This window comes from Neorhizobium sp. P1_A6 (genome assembly GCF_056406795.1).
The window spans coordinates 1-22633 of the sequence record NZ_JBFTZM010000006.1 but is presented as its reverse complement, the minus strand read 5'-3'; the positions used below and the strand labels follow the sequence as shown (position 1 = coordinate 22633).

The following is a 22633-nucleotide window of genomic DNA, read 5'->3' as shown; positions in this document are numbered from 1 at the left end:
TACGTCTACCAAAGTGTTAGCGGCAACAGGATTTCGCGTCGAGCCTCCACCGGCATACCGCTTTTTCGGTAGAGGAAGGGCCGAAAGACGCCTTTGACGCGGGCCTCCAAGCAACGTCTTCGCTTGCGTTTGCCGCTGTCGCCGGGGGAAATCGGAGGAGGAGCGGCCTGGACTGTTGGACAATAATAAAAAGGAGGACAGGGCGCCAACCCTGTCCTCCTTTTTCGGAAATATACTTAGCGACAACTGGACGGAAAAAGCCGCCCTTACGGGTTGATCTTCGGGGGCTGGCCGAAGTTCGRCATGCCGGGCAGTCCCTGCTGGCTGGGCTGGGCCGGAGCGCCGTCCATCGGCGGCAAGCCGAAATTCGGCATCTGGTTGCCGCTGCCGTTGCCGAAGCCGGGGATTTCGATCTTGATCGTATTGAGGTCGACGTCCGGCGACTTGTCCAGCCAGTAGGTGACCGACTCGGGCCAGAAGATGATGATGCCGACCAGGATGAGCTGCATGCCGAGCCACGGAATGGCGCCGAGATAGATGTCCTTGGTCTTGACGCTTTTCGGGGCGATCGAGCGCAGGTAGAACAGCGCAAAGCCGAAGGGCGGGTGCATGAACGAGGTCTGCATGTTGACGCAGAGCAGCACCCCAAACCAGATCAGGTCGATGCCGAGCGCGTTCGCCACCGGCGCCAGCATCGGCAGGACGATGAAGGCGATTTCGAAGAAATCGAGGAAGAAGGCAAGGAAGAAAACGAAGATGTTGACAAAGATCAGGAAGCCGACCGCGCCGCCCGGGACGTGAGACAGCAGGAATTCGATCCACAGTCCGCCGTCCATGCCCTGGAAGACAAGGCTGAAACAGGTGGCGCCGACCAGGATGAAGACCACCATGGAGGTGATCGTCATGGTCGAATGCATGCCCTGCTTGATCAGATCCCAGGTGAGGCGGCGGTGCATGGCGGCAAGCACCATGGCGCCGACGACGCCAAGAGCGCCGGCTTCAGTCGGGGTGGCCAGGCCCATGAAGATGGTACCGAGCACGAGGAAGATCAGCACGATCGACGGGATCATGCCCCAGAGGACCTTGAAGACCAGCGCCGCATTGAGTTCACCGCGGGCTTCCAGCGGCAAAGCGGGCACGTCCTTCGGGCGGAAGATCGACATGGCGAGGATGAACAGCAGGAAGATCACCACCTGCAGGATCGACGGGCCGATCGCGCCGAGATACATGTCGCCGACCGAACGGCCGAGCTGGTCGGCAAGGACGATCAGCACGAGCGACGGCGGGATGACCTGGGTGATCGTGCCGGATGCGGCGATGACGCCTGTCGCAATCCGCGGATTGTAGCCGTATTTCAGCATGATCGGCAGCGAGATCACGCCCATGGTGATGACCGAGGCGGCGACCGTGCCGGTGATCGCGCCAAGGATGGCGCCGACCAGGATGACCGCATAGGCGAGACCGCCGGGAATGGCGCCGAACAGCTTGCCGGTGCCTTCGAGCAGGTCTTCGGCAAGGCCGCAGCGCTCGAGCACCGCTCCCATGAAGGTGAAGAAGGGGATGGCGAGCAGGAGATCGTTGGAGACGATCCCGAAGATGCGGAACGGTAGCGCCTGCATGAAGGCGAATTCGAAATGGCCGGTGGCGATGCCGAGAAGGCCGAAGAACAGGCCGACGGCGGACAGCGAGAAGGCGACAGGGAACCCGTAGAGCATGAAAATGATCATGCCAAGGAACATTGCCGGCGGCATTATACCGTATTCGAACATGAGCGGCTTATTCCCCCGAAATTCTTGTTATTGAAGCGGCTTTTCGTAGGTCGTATCGACCTGGAGGACGCCCATGAGGCCGGCGATGCGCTTTACCAGTTCGGAAAATCCCTGCAGCGCCAGCAGGCTAAAGCCCGCGACGATGATCAGCTTGACCGGCCAGCGGATGAGGCCTCCGGCATTCGAAGACACCTCGCCCTGCGCCAAGGAAAGCGAGAAGAAGGGCCAGGAGAGCCAGGCGAGGTAAAGACAGGCCGGGATGAGGAAGACGATCAGGCCGATCGCATCGATCCACAGCCGGGCGCGATCAGAAACGGCGCCGTAAATCAGGTCGACGCGGACGTGCTCGTTCAGCCGCAACGTGTGGGAAGCGCCGAGCAACACGATGAAGGCGAAGAGATACCACTGGATTTCAAGCCAGCCGTTGGAGCTGTAGTTGAAGAGGTAGCGGATGATGGCGTTGCCGGCGCTGATGAGCGTGCAGGCGAGGACCATATAGCCTGAAAATTTGCCGAGGATTTCGCTCACGCGATCGATGAGACCGCTGATCTTCAACAGTGCAGCCATGCTTTCCCCAATTCCAACAGGTCTCTCTTACCCCGCCCGTTCTTGGATGGCGATGTAAACGAAGGTCTAAGAAAAGGAAAGTCCCAACAAGTCAGGTTTTCGTCTATAAAAAGCCGGGATCGCAGGGTGTTTGTGCAGGCTCCGGAGGGGGTGCGCCTGCGCCGAAGGTTGCCTCCTAGAAATTTTAACCATCTCGTTGTCAATTTGTTCAGCAAACTCTCAAGAACCCCCCAATGAAAGGGGGTTACGTGGCTCGTGAACAAGCAATTTTTAAAGGGTTTCCCGCAGTGTCGACCGGAAGACAAGGGATGAACCCGATGAAAGAGACAGAAGCGAAGACGCTGTCGACGGATGTGTATCTGTCGTTCGTCACGTCGCTATTTGGAAATCGCGGCACATTGTGGACCGGCGTGGTCGTTCACGTCCTGTGGTGCCTGCTCGTTTTCCATTACAGCGGTGCGCAATTCTATCTCCTGTTCGCCTGCGGTTTCGCGGCCGTCTTTGCCTATCGCATGTACTGGTTCCAGCGGTTCGACAAGGTGGACAAGGCGTCGCTTACCTATGACGGCATCGCCGCCTGGGAGCAGCAATATGTGATCGGGGCGTTCCTGGCTGCCTTTCTGCTCGGCATCGCCAGCGGCTACGCCCTGCTCGTGCTCGAAAACCCGTTCGTCGGCTTCACCTGCATCGCCATGACGCTCGGCTCGATGATGTCGATCGTCGGCCGCAACTACGGCTCGCGCATCGCCGTCGACCTCCAGACGCTCGGCTGCTGCGGCCCGATCCTGATCGCCTGCCTGTTCACCGAGGACCTGCATCTCGCTCTGATGTCGCTGCTGCTCATCCCCTTCGGTCTCACCACGCGGTCGATGGCCAACGGCGTGCGCGAGTTCCTTTATGAAAACGTCATCGCCTCGCGGAAGATGGCGATCATCGCCGGCCGCTTCGATATCGCCTTGAAGACGATTTCCCACGGCCTGGTGATGCTCGACGGCGAAGGCAAGATCCAGGTGATCAACCGCCGCGCCCGCGATCTGCTCGGTCTCGACAAGAAGAGCGACCTCAAGGACCGCGATTTCGCCGCCGTGCTCTGCGAAGATGCGGAGAATGCGCCGGAAACCATCCTGCGGCAGCTTTCCAAGCTCGCAGACGGCTCGCTCGAACGCGCGCTCTTCAAGTTCAAGGACGACCGCCATCTCGAATTTTCGGTCAGCCCCCGTTCCGACGGTGGCGTCGTGCTGATCTTCGAAGATGTCACCGCCCGTCTCGCCGCCGAGGAGAAGGTGCTGCACATGGTGCGGTTCGACGCCCTGACCGGCCTGCCGAACCGCGGTCATTTCGCGGATCTTGCCACCAAGAAGCTGAAGCGCCGCGGCGAAGCCCTGGCCGCACTCGCCGTGTTCGACGTCGACGGCTTCAAGCATGTCAACGACCTGCGCGGCCATGTGATCGGCGACCGGTTGCTCGCGGCGATCTCGGCAAGGCTTTCGGCAATGAAGACCGACGGCCTGCTGGCAGGCCGCCTGGTCGGCGACGAATTCGTCGTGCTGCTGACCGGCGGCGACGACGATTGCGAGCTGGAGCGCCAGGTGCGTCGAATTCACGCCGAGATCCAGGGCGACTATTATGTCGACGGACTTCGCCTTCCCGTTTCGATGAACAGCGGCTGCGTCGTGCTGCCGTCGCAGGACTTCGATATGGAAAACTGGCAGATCAAGGCGGATCTTGCCCTCAACCATGCGAAATCGACCGGCAACGGCACGCTGACGGCGTTCCGTTCGGAGATGGACGCCCAGTATATCGACGAGCAGAAGCTTCGCGTCGACCTCCGCCAGGCGATCGAGAACCGCGGCCTGCATGTCGTCTACCAGCCGATGTACCGTCCCGACGGCTCCGGCATCGAATGCAGCGAGGCGCTGGTGCGCTGGCGCCATCCGGAGCGCGGCATGGTCGGGCCGAATGTCTTCATCCCCATGGCCGAGGATATGGGGCTCGTTTCGCATATCACCCATCTGGTGCTCGATCAGGCCTGCCGCGACTGCGCGACCTGGCCGGAGCCGATGGCTGTCTCCGTCAACCTCTCGATCCAGGACCTGCGCAACGACGATATCGTCGGTTACGTAGCGGACGTGCTGAAGCGTTATTCGGTCGATCCGTCGCGGCTGCATCTCGAAGTGACGGAAAGCTGCTTCATGGACGAGCCGGTGGCGGTCAGCGCTATCCTCAACCAGTTCCGCGTGACCGGCGTGACGATCGCCATCGACGATTTCGGCACCGGCTTCTCAAGCCTCAGCTATCTGGATTCCCTGCCGCTCGACGTGGTCAAGATCGACCGTGCGTTCATCCGCAATATTGTCGAGGACCAGCGCAAGCTGAAGCTCCTGCGCGGCATCGTGCATCTGTCCCGGGAGCTCGGCCTCAAGATCGTCGTCGAAGGCGTGGAGACGAAGGAGCAGCTCGCGCTGGTCAATCGCCATCGGTTCTCCGACCTGGTCCAGGGTTACGTGTTTTCGATGCCGGTGGCTTCCGAAAAGATCATCGAATTGGCTGCCGAGGGCGCTTCCGCGGCCAAGCTCTCGGCCGTTCGACGTGGTGCCAAAAGCGCACAGGCCTCGCCTCTTCGGGCCGCGGCGCGTTAAACTCCGCTTAAAATCAGGACAGTGTTAACGGTTTTGGGACGTTAGGAAACGTCCGTTAACCGTTTGTTAACCATATCATTTAGAATTTTACTCAATTCGCGTATCATTCATTGCGGGCTATGGGTCTTTTAGGGTTAATCCTTGGTTAAAGCCCATGGAACAAAACCCAATGCCAATAGATAAGTCCTTTTCGGACGGAAACTTTTCAGCCAAGCTTCTCTCCACCCTCGACCATGTCGAATACCGACGGATCGAGAGCAACGAGGATTTCGAAGATATCGCCCGGCTTCGATACAGGGCCTACAAGACACACAACGTGCTGCCGGTCGCGGCGACCAAGCTCATCGACGAGATCGACTTCGACAAGAATGCGCATGTCTTCGGCGTCTATTACGACGAGGAACTGGTCAGTACGATCCGCCTCCACCACGTCACGCCGGAGCATCGGGTCTGCCAGTCGATCAGCATTTTCCCGGAAGCCGTGAACGGCCTTCTCGATGCCGGTATGACGCTGATCGACTCGGCGCGTTTTGCGATAGCGCCGGAATATGCCAGCGAACTTTCCGCCATGCCCTACCTGACGGTGCGGCTGACGCCGGTTGCGGCGATCTATTTCGATGCGGACCGCGTGCTGCAGCCGATCCGTCCGGCGCATGCGGCATTTTACCGCCGGTTCTTCTATGCCCAGCCGGTCGTGCCGCCGCGGCGGATCCCGCAATACGATTTTGATCTGATGCTGCTCGCCTCGCAGACCCGCGAACTGCGCTCCAAGATGATGAAGCGCTTCCCGGCATTCCAGTCGGAGGCCTATGAGCGCCGCCTGCTGTTTGCACGCTCCTCGAACTTCGACACCGCGCCGCTTACCATCCTGCCGACGGCCCGTATCGCCGGCCGCCCGAACTCCCCCGAAATGTCCTACCTCACCTGAAGGTCGCGCTCCGGCGTACCGGAAGCCATTGTGGCGGCATTGCGCTTTCCTGCCGCTTTGTGTAAGGCCTGAAGAGACGCCGATCCTGCCGAACGACGGCATGATTCCGGATGTCGACACGGGTTTTCCCGCACGCGCCGACGCTTTGATCAAGCGGACCGCGTGCGGCTGATGAAGGAGACGGGACTGATGGACAATCACCATAGCGGGCCGGTGGAAACGGGTGCTCCGATGGACTATTCGGAACACGACAAGACCTACAACGCCTTCCTCGCCGGTGCGAAATGGGGCACGATGCTGATCGTCGTCCTGATGATCGCCATGGCTGCCGGTTTCTTCGGCGGTGCGGGCTTCATCGGCAGCCTTCTCGTCTTCATCATTCTCACTATAGCCGGCGTTTTCCTGCTGCGTTGATCCGGTTCGGCCAACCCGGCCACCGGCTTTGAGGCAGGGCGAAGTCTTTCGCCCGCCTTGCGATATCGACTGGGAGGAGACAGTCTTTGCCGAAGATCGTATTTGTATGCCGTGAAGGTTCCGACGAACCGCGCGTCGCCGCTTCGCCCGAGAGCGTCAAGCGGCTCATCGGCCTCGGGCTCTCGGTCGTGGTCGAGAGCGGGGCAGGCCTTGCCTCCGGCGTCCGCGACGCGGATTTCGAAGCCACCGGCGCCCGCATTGCCGGTTCCGGCGAGGTCGGTTCAGCCGATATCATCCTTCGGGTCAACCGGCCTACGGCGACCGAGATGGCGTCCTACAGACCAGGCGCCGTCGTGTTTGCGGTCATGGATCCCTACGGCAACGAGGCCACTCTTGCGGACATGGCGAAAGCCGGGCTCACCACGTTTGCCATGGAGCTGATGCCGCGCATCACCCGCGCCCAGTCGATGGACGTGCTTTCTTCCCAGGCGAACCTTGCCGGGTATCGCGCCGTCATCGACGCATCCCATGAATACGGCCGCGCCATGCCGATGATGATGACCGCCGCCGGCACCGTTCCGGCCGCAAAAGTCTTCGTCATGGGCGCCGGTGTCGCCGGCCTGCAGGCGATCGCCACGGCCCGTCGTCTCGGCGCCGTGGTTTCGGCGACCGACGTGCGCCCCGCTGCCAAGGAACAGGTCGCCTCGCTCGGCGCCAAGTTCATCGCGGTCGAGGACGAGGAATTCAAGGCGGCCGAAACGGCTGCCGGTTACGCCAAGCCGATGTCGGAAGCCTATCAGGCCAAACAGGCGGCTCTGGTTGCCGAGCATATCGCAAAGCAGGACATCGTCATCACGACGGCCCTCATTCCCGGCCGTCCTGCGCCCAAACTGGTGTCGCGGGCCATGCTGGCTTCGATGAAGCCGGGTTCGGTGGCGGTCGACCTCGCCGTCGAGCGCGGCGGCAATATCGAAGGTTCCGAAAAGGGCAAGGTCGCGGATGTCGAGGGCGTCACCGTCATCGGTTATGCCAATGTCGCCGGCCGCATCGCCGCCTCCGCTTCGGCGCTTTATGCCCGCAACCTGTTCGCCTTCATCGAGACCATGGTCGACAAGGGCACCAAGGAGTTCGCGGTCAATCCCGAGGACGAGCTCGTCAAGGCGACCATGCTGACGAATGGCGGACAGGTCGTGCATCCGAATTTTGCGGCGGCCGCGGCCGCATTTGTCGTTGATGCGCCTGTTGCCGCGCCAACCGCAGCCCCGGCAGCGGGACCGGCCCGGGCCCGCAAAAAGCCTGCCGCCGTTGACGCCGAAAGAGGCGGGGACGCCACAGCCGAGGAGAAGCTTTGATGGCCAGTGAAGCAATGGACAAGGCGCTGGAACAGCTCGATCAGGCCGTGACCGCCGTGATGAGCGCTGCCGCCCAGGCGCCGGAAGCCGCGAGTGCTGCAACCGGTGGGGCGATCGATCCCTTCGTGTTTCGGCTGGCGATCTTCGTGCTGTCGATCTTTGTTGGTTATTACGTGGTCTGGTCGGTGACGCCGGCGCTGCATACGCCGCTGATGGCGGTCACCAACGCGATCTCTTCGGTTATCGTCGTCGGCGCGCTACTTGCGGTCGGCATATCGGCGAGCGGCTTTGCGACCGGCTTCGGTTTCGTGGCGCTGGTGCTCGTTTCGGTGAACATCTTCGGCGGCTTCCTGGTGACCAGCCGGATGCTCGCCATGTACAAGAAAAAAGATCGCTGAGGGTTCGGATACATGTCGCAGAGCCTCGCAGCCTTCCTCTATCTCGTCTCCGGCGTGCTGTTCATTATGGCGCTTCGGGGTCTTTCCCACCCGACGACCAGCCGCAAGGGCAATGTCTACGGCATGGTCGGCATGGGTATCGCCATCGTCACCACGCTGCTGCTTGCCACGCCGACGTTCGGCGGTTTCATCCTGATCGTGCTGGCGCTCAGCCTCGGCGGTGGGGCAGGGGCTTATATCGCCCGCACCATTCCGATGACGGCGATGCCGCAGCTTGTCGCCGGCTTCCACTCGCTGGTCGGCTTTGCCGCGGTGATGGTGGCGGCGGCAGCACTTTATGCGCCGGATTCCTTCGGCATCGGCGCGATCGGCCATATTCACGGCCAGGCGCTGATCGAGCTGGCGCTCGGCGCGGCGATCGGCGCAATCACCTTTACCGGCTCGGTCATCGCCTTCCTGAAGCTCGATGGGCGGATGTCCGGCAAGCCGATCATGCTGCCCTACCGGCACGCCATCAATATCGGCCTGCTGGTGCTGGTCGTCGTCTTCATCTTCGGTCTGGTGCAGACCGAAAGCCATTTCGACTTCTGGCTCGTCGTGGTGCTGGCATTGGCGCTCGGCGTTCTCCTGATCGTGCCGATCGGCGGCGCCGACATGCCGGTCGTCGTCTCGATGCTGAATTCCTATTCCGGCTGGGCCGCCGCCGGCATCGGGTTCACGCTTGGCAATCTCGCGCTGATCATCACCGGTGCGCTGGTCGGCTCCTCGGGCGCGATCCTTTCCTACATCATGTGCAAGGGGATGAACCGGTCCTTCATCTCCGTCATCCTGGGCGGCTTCGGCGGCGAGACGGCGTCTGCTGCCGGCGACGACGGCGTGCAGCGGACGGTGAAGCAGGGTTCCGCCGACGACGCGGCCTTCCTGATGCAGAACGCCGAGAAGGTGATCATCGTGCCGGGTTACGGCATGGCGGTCGCCCAGGCGCAGCATGCGTTGCGCGAGCTCGCCGATACGCTGAAGAGCCACGGCGTTGAGGTCAAGTACGCGATCCATCCGGTCGCCGGCCGCATGCCGGGCCATATGAACGTGCTGCTCGCCGAAGCCAACGTGCCCTATGACGAGGTCTTCGAACTGGAAGACATCAATGCGGAGTTCGCGCAGGCCGACGTCGCCTATGTCATCGGCGCCAACGACGTCACCAACCCTGCGGCCCGCGACGACAAGACCTCCCCGATCTACGGCATGCCGATCCTCGACGTCGACAAGGCCAAGACCTGCCTGTTCGTCAAGCGGTCGCTCGGCTCGGGCTATGCCGGCATCGACAACACGCTGTTCTACAAGGATGGCACGATGATGCTGCTCGGCGATGCCAAGAAGATGACCGAGGACATCGTCAAGGCGATGAAGCACTGACGCCAGTTGAGCGGCGAACATGGAGCCCGGCAGTGCCGGGCTTTTTTGTGAAGACGGATCGTGCGACATTGGAAGTGAGCAGGAGGCCAAGATGGCAGATATTACCGGTTCCCTTCCAGACACGACCAAGGACTGGATCGAAGATCAGGTTCGCAGCGGAAGATTTGCGAACGTGGCCGAATTCGTCAGCGAACTCGTGATCCGTGAACGCCTCCGCGAGGGCGAGGAGCTTTCGTTGGATGAGATGCGTCAGGTCGTGAATGCTTCTCGCGAAAGCGGAATAAGCTCACGCAGCATGGATGAGATTTTCGCCGAGGCAGAAAAAATCGTGGCCCTTCGAAAGGCAAAGCGTGCCTGAATTCAGGCTCACCAAACACCCTTACGATTTCGATCCCACCTATGGCATGGGGCTGAAGGAGCTTCAGGCGGTGATGCCGCCTTCGGCGCCGGAGGGTTTCGATGCGTTCTGGAAGGACCGCTATCGGCGGGCGATGGCCGTCGATCCGGAGCCTGGCCTGCGCAAGAGCGGGCTCGACCATCCGAAATGGCATGTCTTCGACATCGCCTATATGTCGACCGGCCGGTTTCCGATCGGCGGCTGGCTTCTACTGCCGCGGCGGGGGGAGATCAGACGCGGGCTGGTGGTCGGTCATGGATATGGCGGGCGCGACGTGCCGGATCTCGATATTCCGGTCGAGGAGACAGCCGTCCTGTTTCCCTGCTTTCGAGGCATGTCGCGCAGCACCCGCCCGCCGATCTCGCCGGATTCGCAGTGGCACGTGCTGCACGATATCGACAAGCCGGACCGGTACATTATCGGCGGCTGCGTCGACGACCTTTGGGTCGCGGTGAGCATGCTGATCGCTCTCTACCCCTGGCTTTCCGGGCATGTCGGCTATAGCGGCATCAGTTTCGGCGGCGGCATCGGCGGGCTCGCCATTCCCTTCGACAACCGGATCGATCGAGGGCATCTGTCGCTGCCGACCTTCGGGCATCAGGAATTGCGGCTGAAGCTGAAAAGCATCGGCAGCGCTGCCTCGGTCCAGGCCTATCAGGCGAAATACGGCAACGCGCTGAAGACGCTGCGCCTGCATGATTCGGCGGTGGCGGCGAGCCGCATCACCGTGCCGATGCTGACGAGCGTCGCGCTATTCGATCCCGCGGTTGCGCCGCCCTGCCAGTTCGCCGTCGCCAACGCAGTTCCGAAATCGAAATTTAATGAAATCTTCATCCTGGATGCCGGACATTTCGACTATCCTGGTAGCATGTTGCAAGAGGCGGCGCTTCGCGAGAAGGCCGGACAGTTCTTCAAGGTGTCATGAACCGCGAATATCTGCGCTGGTACAGCCAGCGGCTCCATCGAGACATGGAACTCCTGGTGTTCGGCCATGCCGGCGCCAAGGTGCTGATGTTCCCGACCCGCGAGGGGCGTTTCTGGGAATATGAAGAGCTTGGCATCGTCGGAAGCCTGGCAGACAAGATCCGGGCCGGCCAGTTGCAGCTCTATTGCGTCGACGGATTGGCGACCGAGACCTTCTACGACGCAAGGCAGCATCCGTCGGTGCGCATCCGCAGGCATGCGGCATTCGAGGATTATATCCTCAACGAGGTCCTGCCGCTGATGGCCGACCGGAACGGGCATGACTGCACGATCGTTCAGGGCTGCAGCCTCGGTGCCTTCCAGGCGGCCAGCATCGTCTTTCGCCATCCGCACCTGTTCCGCAAGCTCGTCGCGTTTTCGGGGCGTTACGATCTGACGCTGAAGGTCGAGGCGTTCGACGACCTGATGGACGGTTATTACGACGAGACCGTCTATTTCCACACCCCGTCGCATTTCCTGCCCGGCATCACCAGCGAATGGCAGATCGAAAGGCTGCGGCAGGTGGAGATCGTGCTGACGATCGGCGATGCCGACCCTTTCCTCGACAACAACCAGCATCTCAGCCGGGTTCTTTCCGAGAAGGGTGTCGGGCATCGGATGCATGTCTGGGACGGGCGCGCCCACCGGGCCGGTGCCTGGCGCAAGATGGCGGCGCTTTATATCTGAGGGTAGGGCGGAAATCAGCTCTGCCGACAGGCGGCGATATCAGGTGCTGGCGCGGGTGCGGGCCGCGCCGTCCTGGGCCGGCTTGTAATTGGGGTCGAGACGCATGGCGTGCGAATAGGACTTGTAGGCGCGTGCCTTGTCGCCGCGGCGCTCGTAGACCAGTGCCTGATTCGCCCAGGATTCGGCGAGCTTGTCGTTGAGCTCGATCGCGTGGTTGAAGTCGGCAAACGCGTTGTCGTCATCGTTCAAGGCGACATAGGAAATGCCGCGGCCGTTATAGGGCTCAGGCGAATTCGCCGACAGCGAGATGGCTTTCGAGAAATCGTCGATCGCCTGGGCGTGCTGGCCGCGCATCTGGTAGATCAGGCCGCGATTGTGCCAGGCCCGGCCATCGGTGGTTTCCAGCTGGATCGCCTTGTTGAAGTCGTTGAAGGCTTCGTTGGTGCGGCCGGCCTGGCGATAGATATTGCCGCGGCCGATATAGGCGACGTCGTAATTCGGGTTGATCTGCAGCGAGCGGTTATAGTCGTTGGCCGCTTCGACGGGCTTGCCCATGTTGCGATAGACGAGCGCCCGGTTGGCATAGGCCTGGTAGAACTGCGGATTGAGCTGGATGGCGCGGTTGAAGTCCTCAAGCGCGCGCGAAAACTCGCCGGCGCGTCCGTAGGCCGTACCACGGACGTTATAGCCTTCCGGATCCTGCGGACTGGAATTGATGACGGAAGAGAGCGAGGCGATGTTCTCTTGGGATCCCTGGGCACGATCGACGGTGATCATGTCGGTCGAGCTGGTGGTTGCGCAGCCGGCAAGCGCCAGAAGGGCGATCAGCGCGGCAGGCAACGCTGTTTTGCGACGGACGGGAGAAGCTTGGGTCAAGAGGCCGGAAATTTCGGTTCCACGATCGAGAACGGCATTTTTGGCGGCCATCAGGCGCATTTCCTCATGTCGGGGCAAAGGCATTGGAAGTCTCGGACCAAATCAAAAGAGCGGCGGCGCCCATGTCGCCACCGCCCTGAAAGCACATGAAAACGTCCAAAAAACGGCCGATCAACGAGCCGGGCGCGCAGGAACCGCACGAGCGGGAGCGGCAATCAGACCTTCGCGCTGCATGCGCTTGCGAGCAAGCTTGCGAACGCGACGAACAGCCTCTGCCTTTTCACGGGCGCGCTTTTCAGACGGCTTCTCGTAATAATCGCGCATCTTCATTTCACGGAAAATGCCTTCGCGCTGCATCTTCTTCTTGAGAGCGCGGAGCGCCTGATCGACGTTGTTGTCGCGGACAAGTACCTGCACGTGAATCCCGTTCCTTTGGTTTGTTGCTCGCCTGGATCGGTACGATTCGAGGCGAAAGAATAACGTCCGCTCGGCCTGGAGCCGTGCGATTGATGACGGCAGATAGCAGAAGAGATGTGCGAAGTCCAGACGCATTAAGGCCGATCTGCGCCAATTCCGCCGCCTTTTCAGAAACTGCCGTAAAATCTGAATAGCCGGTCGCAATTTACGGTCGGAGTGCCGGTCGATCCTCCCGAATTCGCGGACGATCTTGCCGGTGTCGATGGGGAGGGCGAATGCGTCGCAATAGAGCCATTGCGACGCATATTGATTTGCGATGGGTATGGCACTACCCAAATGCCGGCCCTGCGATGAGGGCTGACGATCCCTAGGAGTTCGAGGCGAGATGCGCAGATATTCGGTTTTCGCCGTGGCCCGCGAGGCGATGCGTGCCCACAAGGGCTGGGAAGCGCAGTGGGCCTCCCCGGAGCCGCGCAGTGCTTACGACGTGATCATCGTCGGCGCCGGCGGGCATGGCCTGGGTGCTGCCTATTATCTGGCCAAGGAACACGGCATCACCAATGTCGCAGTGATCGAGAAGGGCTGGCTCGGCGGCGGTAATACCGGCCGCAACACGACGATCATCCGCTCCAACTATCTCTATGAAGAGAGCATGGATATCTATGAGCATTCGCTCAAGCTCTGGGAGGGGCTGAGCCAGGATCTCAACTACAATGTCATGTATTCGCCGCGCGGCGTGATGATGCTGTCGCACAACACCCACGACATGCAGAGTTTCAAGCGGCATATCAACGCCAACCGGCTCTACGGCATCGACAACGAATGGCTGACGCCGGAACAGGCCAAGGCCTTCGTGCCGCCGCTCGATATTGCCAAGACGGCGCGTTACCCGATCAACGGCGCCGCCCTGCAGCGGCGCGGCGGCACGGCCCGTCACGATGCGGTCGCCTGGGGGTATGCGCGTGCGGCGTCCGACCGCGGCGTGCACATCATCCAGAATTGCGAAGTGACCGGCATCCGTCGCGGCCCGAACGGCGAGGTTCAGGGAGTCGAGACGAGCAAGGGCTTCATCGGCGCGAAGAAGATCGGCGTTTCGGCCGCCGGGCATTCGTCGGTGGTGATGGAGATGGCCGGCGTGCGTGTGCCGCTCCATTCAACTCCGCTGCAGGCGCTGGTCTCCGAGCCGCTGAAGCCGATCTTCCCCTGCGTCGTCATGTCGAACACGGTGCATGCCTACATCTCGCAGTCGGACAAGGGCGAACTCGTGATCGGCGCCGGCACCGACCAATACAATTCCTATTCCCAGACCGGCGGGCTGCAGATCATCACCCATACGCTCGACGCAATCTGCGAACTCTTCCCGATGTTCCGGCGGGTGAAGATGATGCGCCAGTGGGGCGGCATTACCGATAACACGCCGGATCGTTCGCCGATCCAGGGCGTCACGCCGGTGCCGGGCCTGTTCGTCAATTGCGGCTGGGGCACCGGCGGCTTCAAGGCGACGCCGGGTTCGGCCAATCTGTTTGCGCATCTGATTGCCAAGGGCGAGCCGCACCGGTTGGCAGTGGGGCTGAACCTCGACCGGTTCCGCACCGGCCGGCTGATCGACGAGGCGGCCGCCGCCGCCGTGGCGCATTGATGTCGGCGGCTTTCGACATTTTTGCGGGCGCAGGATGGGGTCCTTCTTCTCCCCAGCGGGGAGAAGGTGGCGGCAGCCGGATGAGGGGGGCGTCAAGGCAAGCTCGTCCTTCGCTTGTCGCTCGGACGCTCGCGCCTTTCGTCGCTCGCCCCCTCATCCGCCCTTCGGGCACCTTCTCCCCGCTGGGGAGAAGAAGGAGTGCGAGGCTGGCCTTTACACCGACCCTATGTGCCGGGAGACTTTCATGCTGCTGATCCATTGCCCCTATTGCGAGGAAGATCGCTCCGAGCTGGAATTCCGCTGGGCCGGCGAGGCGCATATTGCGCGGCCGGAGAATATCTCGGCGATTTCCGACGAGGAATTCGCGGAATATTTCTTCCTGCGTAACAACGAAAAAGGCCTCACCTATGAACGCTGGCGGCATATCCATGGCTGCGGCCGGTTCTTCAACGCGGCGCGCGACACGGTGAGCGACCGGTTCCTGATGACCTACAAGGCGGGAATGCCGAAGCAGGTGCTGTCCGAAACCGGGGCTTCCGAAGAGACCGTCGAGACCTATGAAGCAACAGAGGGAGACGCCCGATGAGCACCTCCTCCAATTCCGGCACCTTCCGCATCAAGGGTGCGGGGCGGCTGACGCCCGCCCGCACGGCGCGCTTCACCTTCGACGGCAAGAGTTATACCGCGCTGGAAGGCGATACCGTCGCCTCGGCGCTTTTGGCGCATGGCGTCCATCTGGTTGGCCGCTCGTTCAAATATCATCGGCCGCGCGGCATCTTGTCTGCCGGTCCGGAAGAGCCGAACGCGCTGATCGACGTGTCGCGCGATGCGGCGCGGCGCCAGCCGAACGTGCGGGCGACCGTGCAGGAAGTCTTCGACGGGGCAAAGATCGCCTCGCAGAACCGCTGGCCGTCGCTGAAGTTCGATGTCGGAGCGATCAACAATCTGTTCTCGCCGTTTTTTGCGGCCGGCTTCTACTACAAGACCTTCATGTGGCCGCGCGAGGCCTGGGTGAAGATCTACGAACCCTTCATCCGCCGCGCGGCCGGCCTCGGCGTTGCGCCGACCGAAGAAGATCCCGATCATTATGCCAATCGCTACGCCCATTGCGACGTGCTGGTTGCCGGTGCCGGCGTTGCCGGCCTGACGGCGGCGCTTTCGGCGGCTGCGACGGGGCAAAGCGTTTTCCTGGTCGACGAACAGCCGGAAGTCGGCGGCGCGCTGCATTACGACGCGGCGACCACGATCGATGGACAGAATGGTTACGACTGGGCGCAGGCGACGGCGGCAAAGCTGAAGGCCATGCCGAACGTGACGGTGCTGACCCGCACAACGGTGTTCGGTTATTACAATCATGGTTTCCTCGGCCTCGTGGAGCGGGTGACCGACCATGTCGCGAAGCCCGGCAAGGACCTGCCCCGCGAACGGCTCTGGCAGGTGCGCGCGAAAAAGGTGGTGCTGGCGACCGGTTCGATCGAGCGGCACATGGTGTTTGCCAATAACGACCGGCCGGGCATCATGCTGGCGTCTGCGGCACGCACCTTCCTCAACCATCACGGCGTTGCTGTCGGAAGGCAGGTCGGCGTCTATACGGCGCATGATTCGGCTTACGAGACGGCCTTCGACCTGAAGCGGGCGGGCGTCTCGATCGCGGCGATCGTCGATTGCCGCGCCGATCCCGGTGAGGCGCTGCTGGCGGAAGCCCGCGGGCTCGGCATCTCCGTGCTGAGCGGCCACTCGGTGACCGATACCGGCGGCCGGCTGCGGATTTCCTCGATGACCGTGGCGCGCAACGGCGGCGGCGATGCCCGCAAGATTGCTGTCGACGCCCTGATCGTCTCGGCCGGCTGGACGCCTTCGGTGCATCTGTTTTCGCAGTCGCGCGGAAAACTCCGGTTCGACGACGTCAACCAGCGTTTCCTGCCGAATATCTATGCGCAGGATTGCGTTTCCGTCGGCGGCTGTAATGGCACGGATGACCTGGCCGAACTGATCGACGAGGCGATTGTGGCGGGTGGCGGTTCGATCGCCCTTGCCGGCGAAAACCGGTTCGAATGGACCGGCGGCATGATCGGTGCGGCGGAAGGGGCGGGGCCGGATACGACGGTGAAAGCCTTCGTGGATTTCCAGCACGACGTGACCGCCAAGGACATCCGGCTTGCGGTGCGCGAGGGCATGCACTCGATCGAGCATATCAAGCGCTTCACCACCAACGGCATGGCCTCTGACCAGGGCAAGCTTTCCAACATGCACGGCCTCGCCATCGCTGCCGAAATGCTTGAGCGGCCGATCCCGCAGGTGGGGCTCACCACGTTCCGTGCGCCCTACACGCCGGTGACCTACGGCACGCTGGTCGGCCATTCGCGCGGCGAACTGTTCGATCCGGCACGCAAGACGCCAATGCACGCGCTCGAAGCGGCCGAGGGCGCCGAATTTGAGGATGTCGGCAACTGGAAACGCGCCTGGTATTATCCGAAGCGCGGCGAGGACATGCTGGCTGCCGTCAACCGCGAATGCCGGACGGTGCGCGAAGTGGCGGGCGTGTTCAACGGTTCGACGCTCGGCAAGATCGAGGTGGTCGGACCCGATGCGGCGCAGTTCCTCGACCTCCTCTATACGAATGCCTGGGGCAGCCTGAAGCCTGGCAAGAGCCGCTACGGGATCATGACCCGCGAGGACGGTTTCGTTTATGACGACGGCGTCGTCGGCCGGCTTGCCGAGGACCGCTTCCATGTGACGACCACGACCGGCGGGGCGCCGCGCGTGCTGCATCATATGGAAGATTATCTGCAGACGGAGTTCCCGCATCTCAGGGTCTGGCTCACCTCGACCACCGAGCAATGGGCGGTCATCGCCGTGCAGGGGCCGAAGGCACGCGAGATCATCCAGCCGTTCGTCGAGGGCGTCGATATTTCCAACGAGGCCTTTCCGCATATGAGCGTGGCGGAATGCAGCGTGATGGGCGTGCCGGCGCGGCTGTTCCGCGTCTCGTTCACCGGCGAACTCGGTTACGAAATCAACGTGCCCGCCGACTACGGTCCGGCCGTCTGGAAGGCGATCTGGGAGCGGGCGGAGCCGATGGGCGCCTGCCTCTACGGCACCGAGACCATGCACGTGCTGCGCGCCGAAAAGGGCTATATCATCGTCGGCCAGGATACGGACGGCACGGTGACGCCGCACGATGCGGGCCTCGGCTGGGCTGTCTCCTCGAAGAAGCCGGATTTCGTCGGCATTCGGGGGCTGAAGCGCCCGGACCTGGTGCGCGAGGGCCGCAAGCAGCTCGTCGGACTGCTGACGAAGGACCCGGCGCTGGTGCTGGAGGAGGGCGGGCAGATCGTCGCCGACCCAAACCAGGCCAAGCCGATGACCATGCTCGGACATGTGACCTCCGCCTACTGGTCGGAGAATTGCGGCCGCTCGATCGCGCTGGCGCTGGTTGCCGGCGGAAGGGCGCGGATCGGTGAGACGCTCTATGTGCCGCTGAAAGACAGGACGATCGAAGTGGAAGTGACCGACATGGTGTTCTTCGACAAGGATGGAGGCCGCATCCATGGCTGATTCTGGGGCTGATCTGGTAAACCGCACTTTGCCTCTTTCCGGCTTTCACGGCGGCTCGTCGACCGTCCGACTCGAAGCCGCACCGCCCGCCGAGCGCATTTCACTGCGCGCCAGGGCCGAGGATGTCGCAGCGCTCTCCTCGGCGCTCGGCGTCGATCTGCCCGTCAGGCCGAAAACGTCGGCTTCCGCCAACGGTCGTTCGGCGCTGTGGCTCGGGCCGGACGAATGGCTGGTGATCGCGGAAGAGAACGGCGGACTGATGCAGGCTGCGAAGAATTCCGGCGCGCTGCATTCGGCAACGGATGTTTCCCACCGCAATACGGCGATCATTGTGTCGGGGCCGGGGGCTGCAGCGGCGATCAATGCCGGCTGCCCGCAGGACCTGTCGCTGAAGGTCTTCCCGGTCGGCGCCTGCTCGCGAACCATCCTGGGCAAGGTCGAGATCGTGCTGCTGCGGACCGCGGAGGACGCGTTCCGAGTGGAGGTCTGGCGGTCGTTTTCAGATTACGCTTTCGGCCTGTTGGCAGAAGGCGCGCAGGACGCGGCCGTCTAGAGCCTTTCAGGGTTAAATTGAATCGTTCTGTTGGCTCAAACGGAGTCGGATGATCGACCGGCCGGCGCGCGTCGTAGTCATGCTCTACGGCCAAGCCGGCCGGTCGATCAGGCGGCCCGTTTCAGCCAACCCGAAGGGCCGGGCATCTTTCCGCCAGGATCAGAGGCGATCGGCTCGGACGTACATCGGGGTATGCCCTTCGCCAATCGCCTCTGCCCTGACGAAAACCTGCTCCGGCAGAACGATTCAATTTAACCCTGAAAGGCTCTAGGACAATCGCCTGGCTTGACTTGCTCTCGCAGAACCGCACTCTCTCCCCACAAGGGGAGGATATCATGGAACAATTCGGACTGATGGCGATTGCGGTCGCCGCGGCGGTGATCGGCGGGGCGATTGCCGCGAAACTTGCGGGCATCGAGGTTTGGAAAGGCGCGCTGATCGGCGCCTGCGCGTCCGTTGCCGGGGTGATCGCCTCATCCGCACCGGGTATCGACCGGAACCTCTCGATCCCGATGGCCGGCCTGATCGCCGCCGGCATTTCCGGCTCGGCCGTCGGCCTGACGCCGACGCGCACCGCCCAGATCGCGATCGGTGCGGCATTGCCGCCGCTCATCGGTTTCGTGCTGATGGAAATGGGCGCTTAGGTAGCAGGGATCACTCACCGGGCTGGGCCGACTGTCGTCCGAGCCTCTCACAGCGAAAGGTTTAAGCCTGCTTCCCGCTCGACATAGGCGCGCTGCTGATCGGTGATGTAGTCGCGGACGATCGGTGCCGCATCGCGCGTGCGCGACAGCTGCATATGGAAGACCAACTGGCTGCCGGTGCGGAACATCATCTCGGCGCTGATCAGGTAGAATTCCCACATGCGGGCGAAACGCTCGTCATAGAGGGCAATAACGGCGTCGCGGTTCTTCTCGAACCGCTCGCTCCAGTGGGCGAGCGTGGTCGCGTAATGCACGCGCAGGAATTCGAGATCGGTCACCCACAGGCTGTTGCGCTCGACCACCTCGAAGACCTCCGACAGGGCCGGCGAGTAGGCGCCCGGGAAAATGTACTTGCGCAGCCACGGGCTCGCCATGCCGGGCGGGCTCATATGGCCGATCGAATGCAATACCACGAGGCCGTCGTCCGGCATCAGGCTGTTCAGCTTGGCGAAGAACTCGTCGTAGTGATGCACGCCGACATGTTCGAACATGCCGACCGAAACGATGCGGTCGAATGTTTCCGTCACGTCGCGATAATCCTTGAGCTCGAAGCGGACACGGTTGTCGAGCCCGGCCGCCTGCGCCCGTGAGGAGGCGAGCGCCTGCTGTTCCTTCGACAAGGTGACACCGAGGACTTCGACATCTTCGAGCCTTGCGAGGTAGAGCGCGAGGTCGCCCCAGCCGCAGCCGATATCGAGTACCTTCATGCCCGGCTTGAGGCCGAGCTTGGCAGCCAGCAGCCGCAGCTTGTTACGCTGTGCCTGTTCCAGCGTCTCGGACGGCTCGCGGAAATAGGCGCAGGAATAGAGCATGTTGGCGTCGAGGAAGAGTTTGTAGAAGTCGTTGCCGAGATCGTAATGGTGCGCGACGTTCTGCTGCGCCTGGCCCTTGCGGTTGGATTGCTGCCGCTTGCGGAAGCGCATTTTGATGCTGCGCAGAACCTTCTGGAGCGGATAGGAGCCGAGCGACAGCCGGTTGACCGAAAACAGCGTCAGGAAATCGCGCAGCGTCGAGCCGTCCTCGAACCGCATCGTGCCGTCCATATAGGCTTCGCCGGCCGCCAATTCCGGATTGAACACCAGGGTCCGGTAGAGCCGTTTGTCGGTGAGGCGCATGGTGACCGCCGGGCCGGGCGTACCGGCGAACACATGGCGGTTACCCTCTGCATCGATGACCGTCAATCGGCCGCGGCGAATGAAGGATTTCATCATATGCGACAGCGGAAACATCAGCATCCCCCCGGAACCATTAGCACCCGAAGGACAGGCTAACATCAAGTTTCGGGAATGGCGATCAACAGTTCGCGCGCGGGTTCTAGGCTTGCCAGCCCTTCCACTTCACCCAGCGGCCGTGGGGATCGATGCGGGCGAGCTCCCGGGTCTCGCCGGTCGGCCAGATTTGCAGGCTGAGTGCTGCGCTGTTCGGATCGTCGTCCATTTCCATCTGCAGGCGGGCGAGCGGGGCTGCTTCCGTCGCCCGGCTGCCGGCTTCGGCGATGATCGCCTCGCCTGCCGAGCGGGCTTCCGGCGGCAAATATTGCCAGGCGATCGAATGGTAGACGACATGGACCGTGCCGGGCACAAGCACCTTCAGCCGCTTGTCGCGCAGCCAGGCGAGCGCATCGCCCTTTTCGACGAACGCTGGGTGCTCTCTGGCGATCTGCAGCGCTGCGCGGGTACGTTCCACCCGGTCCGCCTGGTCGGCCCAGATGTAGGACAGCAGCCGCAGGCAGTCTTCAGGCGAGTTGGGGTCGAGAGGGTTGAGGTCGCAGCCGGCGCGATCGGTAATGGTGATCTCGACATCGGGCGGGGGCGGGCCTTGCCAGCCGGGCTTCAGCCGGATCGGCGATGACGGATCGCCCCAGAGCAAGCCGCCGAGATCGTGGTGATAGCCGTCCCAATTGAGATTGAGGCCCATGCTGGCACCGAATTCCGACAGGATCAGCGGCTTGCCGAACAGTTTTGCTACGGTGAGGAAGCCCGCGAGCAGGCCGCTCGACCGCCGCACCTCGTTTGTTTGCGGGGCAAAGCTCATCCGTTCGAGAATGAAGGCTTCATGGGTTTCGAAGGCACCGGCAATCGCCGTCCAAAGAGTGTCGTCGCCCACGTCGTTCGGCGGATAGGCGGCCTTCAGGCGATCGTCCTTGCCGTCGATGATCAGCGCATGCAGCGCGCCGGCGAGGCGGGTGGGTACCAGGTCACCCCTTGTGCCGGGATCGCCGTCCCAGCTTAAGATCCGCCTGCCGACTTCTGTCGAACGGTCGAGATGGTCCAGCATCAATGTGCCGAGGCGGGCGGTAAAGGGTGACCCGAGGAGCTGGCCCCCGACGATCTGTTCACGGAACGCCTGCCTGATTTCGTCTTCGGATGCCATCGCGCTCACACTCCTTCCGGCCGGTCCTTCGGGTCGAACTGGATGATGGTGATCCAGATGGCCGTGAGCGCCAGTTTCCTTTCGTTCTCGATCTCGACCGAGACGTCGTACGTGGTCATCAGCATGCCGGCGCCACGGAAGCGGGTTTCGGCGAGCGTGAAATGGCCGCGGATGCGGCTGCCGCTTTTGACCGGCGACATGAAGCGGATGCGATCGAACCCGTAATTGATGCCCATCGTCTGTTCGCGAATCCTCGGCACGCAATCGAAGTTCATGGCGGACAGCAGCGACAGCGTCAGGAAACCGTGGGCGATGGTGCCGCCGAAGGGGCTTTCGGCCGTGGCGCGCTCCGGATCGACATGGATGAACTGGTGATCGTGGGTGGCGTTCGCGAAGAGGTCGATCATCGGCTGATCCACCGTGATCCATTCCGATACGCCGACTTCCGTGCCAACCAAACCTTCGACTTCGGTTAGCGAAATTTCACGCATGCGACCTCTCTGATTTCTTCTGGATGTTGAGGACCCCGGACAAAACGCCGCCTTGCACTTCCCCTAAAATGCTCAATAGCTGTCGGACTTTACAGGGTTTGCCCGGGTTGGCGAGGGATTTTTGCAGCGCGTCATTCCTCGATGCAGAAACGCACGGAACGGGCGGAAAGCACCTGATTCCACAGCTCCCGGGAGGCGAAATGTTTCCAACCCCAACCGGGAAGCGCGAAGCTTGCCGGCTCGTGGCCGCGGTTGAAGAGAACGGCGATGCGGGTGTCCCTGTCGGTCTGCCGGTCGAGCGTCTTCAGCACCATGCCGAGCACCGGGTTGCCGGGATTTTCCCAGTCGTCAACCTCCATGGGCTTGCCCGAGGCGGACAGCCATTCGACATCGCCGTTGCCGGCAAAGAAGGACGTTTCGGAAAAGACCGCGAAGCGTTTTCGAAGCGCGGCGAGCATGGCGGTGTGTTCGACAAGCACCTTGTCGATCTTGCTC

The 22633-nt window shown here is 62.2% G+C and carries 21 protein-coding genes and 1 pseudogene; 14 read left to right on the top strand and 8 right to left on the bottom strand.

Annotated features, from left to right (window positions below; translation table 11 throughout):
* Positions 1–266 precede the first annotated feature (266 nt).
* Complete coding sequence (locus AC1D3C_RS13770) at positions 267–1769, bottom strand: TRAP transporter large permease (protein ID WP_477483268.1); 1503 nt, start codon at positions 1767–1769, stop codon at positions 267–269.
* Positions 1770–1796: 27 nt separating this feature from the next.
* Positions 1797–2336, bottom strand: a complete 540-nt coding sequence (locus tag AC1D3C_RS13765; protein WP_038545260.1) for a TRAP transporter small permease subunit — start codon at positions 2334–2336, stop codon at positions 1797–1799.
* A gap of 317 nt (positions 2337–2653) precedes the next feature.
* On the opposite strand from AC1D3C_RS13765, the gene AC1D3C_RS13760 reads away from it, so the two are divergent.
* From AC1D3C_RS13760 to AC1D3C_RS13720, 9 genes are all read left to right on the top strand, one after another.
* Positions 2654–4975 carry a putative bifunctional diguanylate cyclase/phosphodiesterase gene (locus AC1D3C_RS13760; RefSeq protein ID WP_038549606.1) on the top strand — a complete coding sequence of 774 codons (2322 nt, stop codon included), beginning with the start codon at positions 2654–2656 and terminating at the stop codon, positions 4973–4975.
* Between the two features lie 169 nt (positions 4976–5144).
* On the top strand, positions 5145–5903 hold the full coding sequence (locus AC1D3C_RS13755; protein ID WP_038545257.1) for an N-acyl amino acid synthase FeeM domain-containing protein: 759 nt from the start codon (positions 5145–5147) through the stop codon (positions 5901–5903).
* Positions 5904–6092: 189 nt separating this feature from the next.
* Positions 6093–6317, top strand: coding sequence for an aa3-type cytochrome c oxidase subunit IV (locus AC1D3C_RS13750; RefSeq protein WP_477483267.1), 225 nt, complete (start codon positions 6093–6095; stop codon positions 6315–6317).
* Positions 6318–6403: 86 nt separating this feature from the next.
* Positions 6404–7669, top strand: a complete 1266-nt coding sequence (locus tag AC1D3C_RS13745; RefSeq protein WP_477483266.1) for a Re/Si-specific NAD(P)(+) transhydrogenase subunit alpha — start codon at positions 6404–6406, stop codon at positions 7667–7669.
* Positions 7669–8067, top strand: a complete 399-nt coding sequence (locus AC1D3C_RS13740) for a proton-translocating transhydrogenase family protein (protein ID WP_038545252.1) — start codon at positions 7669–7671, stop codon at positions 8065–8067. Before AC1D3C_RS13745 ends, AC1D3C_RS13740 begins: the two co-directional genes overlap by 1 nt.
* A gap of 12 nt (positions 8068–8079) precedes the next feature.
* Positions 8080–9480, top strand: a complete 1401-nt coding sequence (locus tag AC1D3C_RS13735) for an NAD(P)(+) transhydrogenase (Re/Si-specific) subunit beta (protein ID WP_038545249.1) — start codon at positions 8080–8082, stop codon at positions 9478–9480.
* A 91-nt stretch (positions 9481–9571) separates the two neighbouring features.
* Entirely contained in the window at positions 9572–9838 is a 267-nt protein-coding gene (locus AC1D3C_RS13730; RefSeq protein WP_477483265.1) for a ribbon-helix-helix domain-containing protein, read from the top strand.
* Positions 9839–9884: 46 nt separating this feature from the next.
* Positions 9885–10802 (top strand): acetylxylan esterase, encoded by a 918-nt coding sequence (locus AC1D3C_RS13725; protein WP_477483499.1) that lies wholly within the window; start codon positions 9885–9887, stop codon positions 10800–10802.
* Positions 10799–11527, top strand: a complete 729-nt coding sequence (locus tag AC1D3C_RS13720) for an esterase family protein (protein ID WP_038545241.1) — start codon at positions 10799–10801, stop codon at positions 11525–11527. Before AC1D3C_RS13725 ends, AC1D3C_RS13720 begins: the two co-directional genes overlap by 4 nt.
* Before the next feature lie 39 nt (positions 11528–11566).
* Here AC1D3C_RS13720 and AC1D3C_RS13715 read toward each other — a convergent pair whose 3' ends face one another.
* Entirely contained in the window at positions 11567–12454 is an 888-nt protein-coding gene (locus tag AC1D3C_RS13715; RefSeq protein WP_477483264.1) for a tetratricopeptide repeat protein, read from the bottom strand.
* A gap of 120 nt (positions 12455–12574) precedes the next feature.
* The gene (rpsU, locus tag AC1D3C_RS13710; protein ID WP_038545235.1) at positions 12575–12820 is read right to left on the bottom strand and encodes a 30S ribosomal protein S21; all 246 of its coding nucleotides are present in this window, start codon (positions 12818–12820) and stop codon (positions 12575–12577) included.
* Between the two features lie 385 nt (positions 12821–13205).
* Here rpsU and AC1D3C_RS13705 point away from each other — a divergent pair, with 385 nt between their 5' ends.
* The 5 genes from AC1D3C_RS13705 (at position 13206) to AC1D3C_RS13685 (ending at position 19214) form a co-directional block, all read left to right on the top strand.
* The gene (locus AC1D3C_RS13705) at positions 13206–14459 is read left to right on the top strand and encodes a sarcosine oxidase subunit beta family protein (protein WP_477483263.1); all 1254 of its coding nucleotides are present in this window, start codon (positions 13206–13208) and stop codon (positions 14457–14459) included.
* Positions 14460–14703: 244 nt separating this feature from the next.
* Positions 14704–15045, top strand: coding sequence for a sarcosine oxidase subunit delta (locus tag AC1D3C_RS13700; RefSeq protein ID WP_247137111.1), 342 nt, complete (start codon positions 14704–14706; stop codon positions 15043–15045).
* Positions 15042–18017, top strand: a complete 2976-nt coding sequence (locus tag AC1D3C_RS13695) for a sarcosine oxidase subunit alpha (RefSeq protein ID WP_477483262.1) — start codon at positions 15042–15044, stop codon at positions 18015–18017. Before AC1D3C_RS13700 ends, AC1D3C_RS13695 begins: the two co-directional genes overlap by 4 nt.
* Positions 18010–18570: a sarcosine oxidase subunit gamma gene (locus AC1D3C_RS13690; RefSeq protein WP_477483261.1), complete on the top strand. Its 561-nt coding sequence runs from the start codon at positions 18010–18012 to the stop codon at positions 18568–18570. Before AC1D3C_RS13695 ends, AC1D3C_RS13690 begins: the two co-directional genes overlap by 8 nt.
* A gap of 335 nt (positions 18571–18905) precedes the next feature.
* Entirely contained in the window at positions 18906–19214 is a 309-nt protein-coding gene (locus AC1D3C_RS13685) for a hypothetical protein (RefSeq protein ID WP_477483260.1), read from the top strand.
* Positions 19215–19261: 47 nt separating this feature from the next.
* On the opposite strand, the gene AC1D3C_RS13680 is transcribed toward AC1D3C_RS13685, so the two are convergent.
* The 4 genes and pseudogenes from AC1D3C_RS13680 to AC1D3C_RS13665 all read right to left on the bottom strand — a co-directional run.
* Positions 19262–20503 (bottom strand): class I SAM-dependent methyltransferase, encoded by a 1242-nt coding sequence (locus tag AC1D3C_RS13680; protein ID WP_477483259.1) that lies wholly within the window; start codon positions 20501–20503, stop codon positions 19262–19264.
* A gap of 85 nt (positions 20504–20588) precedes the next feature.
* Complete coding sequence (locus AC1D3C_RS13675) at positions 20589–21647, bottom strand: DUF2332 domain-containing protein (protein WP_477483258.1); 1059 nt, start codon at positions 21645–21647, stop codon at positions 20589–20591.
* A gap of 5 nt (positions 21648–21652) precedes the next feature.
* Entirely contained in the window at positions 21653–22138 is a 486-nt protein-coding gene (locus AC1D3C_RS13670) for a MaoC family dehydratase (RefSeq protein ID WP_247137105.1), read from the bottom strand.
* 131 nt (positions 22139–22269) lie between these two features.
* Positions 22270–22633: pseudogene (locus tag AC1D3C_RS13665) on the bottom strand (glycogen debranching protein GlgX); the annotation flags it as partial.

Bases quoted from the DNA above. Each gene is read 5' to 3' on its own strand.
- AC1D3C_RS13765 (WP_038545260.1), bottom strand. From the start codon at position 2,336: ATGGCTGCACTGTTGAAGATCAGCGGTCTCATCGATCGCGTGAGCGAA.
- AC1D3C_RS13760 (WP_038549606.1), top strand. From the start codon at position 2,654: ATGAAAGAGACAGAAGCGAAGACGCTGTCGACGGATGTGTATCTGTCG.
- AC1D3C_RS13755 (WP_038545257.1), top strand. From the start codon at position 5,145: ATGCCAATAGATAAGTCCTTTTCGGACGGAAACTTTTCAGCCAAGCTT.
- AC1D3C_RS13750 (WP_477483267.1), top strand. From the start codon at position 6,093: ATGGACAATCACCATAGCGGGCCGGTGGAAACGGGTGCTCCGATGGAC.
- AC1D3C_RS13740 (WP_038545252.1), top strand. From the start codon at position 7,669: ATGGCCAGTGAAGCAATGGACAAGGCGCTGGAACAGCTCGATCAGGCC.
- AC1D3C_RS13735 (WP_038545249.1), top strand. From the start codon at position 8,080: ATGTCGCAGAGCCTCGCAGCCTTCCTCTATCTCGTCTCCGGCGTGCTG.
- AC1D3C_RS13730 (WP_477483265.1), top strand. From the start codon at position 9,572: ATGGCAGATATTACCGGTTCCCTTCCAGACACGACCAAGGACTGGATC.
- AC1D3C_RS13725 (WP_477483499.1), top strand. From the start codon at position 9,885: ATGGGGCTGAAGGAGCTTCAGGCGGTGATGCCGCCTTCGGCGCCGGAG.
- AC1D3C_RS13720 (WP_038545241.1), top strand. From the start codon at position 10,799: ATGAACCGCGAATATCTGCGCTGGTACAGCCAGCGGCTCCATCGAGAC.
- AC1D3C_RS13715 (WP_477483264.1), bottom strand. From the start codon at position 12,454: ATGGCCGCCAAAAATGCCGTTCTCGATCGTGGAACCGAAATTTCCGGC.
- AC1D3C_RS13705 (WP_477483263.1), top strand. From the start codon at position 13,206: ATGCGCAGATATTCGGTTTTCGCCGTGGCCCGCGAGGCGATGCGTGCC.
- AC1D3C_RS13700 (WP_247137111.1), top strand. From the start codon at position 14,704: ATGCTGCTGATCCATTGCCCCTATTGCGAGGAAGATCGCTCCGAGCTG.
- AC1D3C_RS13695 (WP_477483262.1), top strand. From the start codon at position 15,042: ATGAGCACCTCCTCCAATTCCGGCACCTTCCGCATCAAGGGTGCGGGG.
- AC1D3C_RS13690 (WP_477483261.1), top strand. From the start codon at position 18,010: ATGGCTGATTCTGGGGCTGATCTGGTAAACCGCACTTTGCCTCTTTCC.
- AC1D3C_RS13685 (WP_477483260.1), top strand. From the start codon at position 18,906: ATGGAACAATTCGGACTGATGGCGATTGCGGTCGCCGCGGCGGTGATC.
- AC1D3C_RS13680 (WP_477483259.1), bottom strand. From the start codon at position 20,503: ATGTTTCCGCTGTCGCATATGATGAAATCCTTCATTCGCCGCGGCCGA.
- AC1D3C_RS13675 (WP_477483258.1), bottom strand. From the start codon at position 21,647: ATGGCATCCGAAGACGAAATCAGGCAGGCGTTCCGTGAACAGATCGTC.
- AC1D3C_RS13670 (WP_247137105.1), bottom strand. From the start codon at position 22,138: ATGCGTGAAATTTCGCTAACCGAAGTCGAAGGTTTGGTTGGCACGGAA.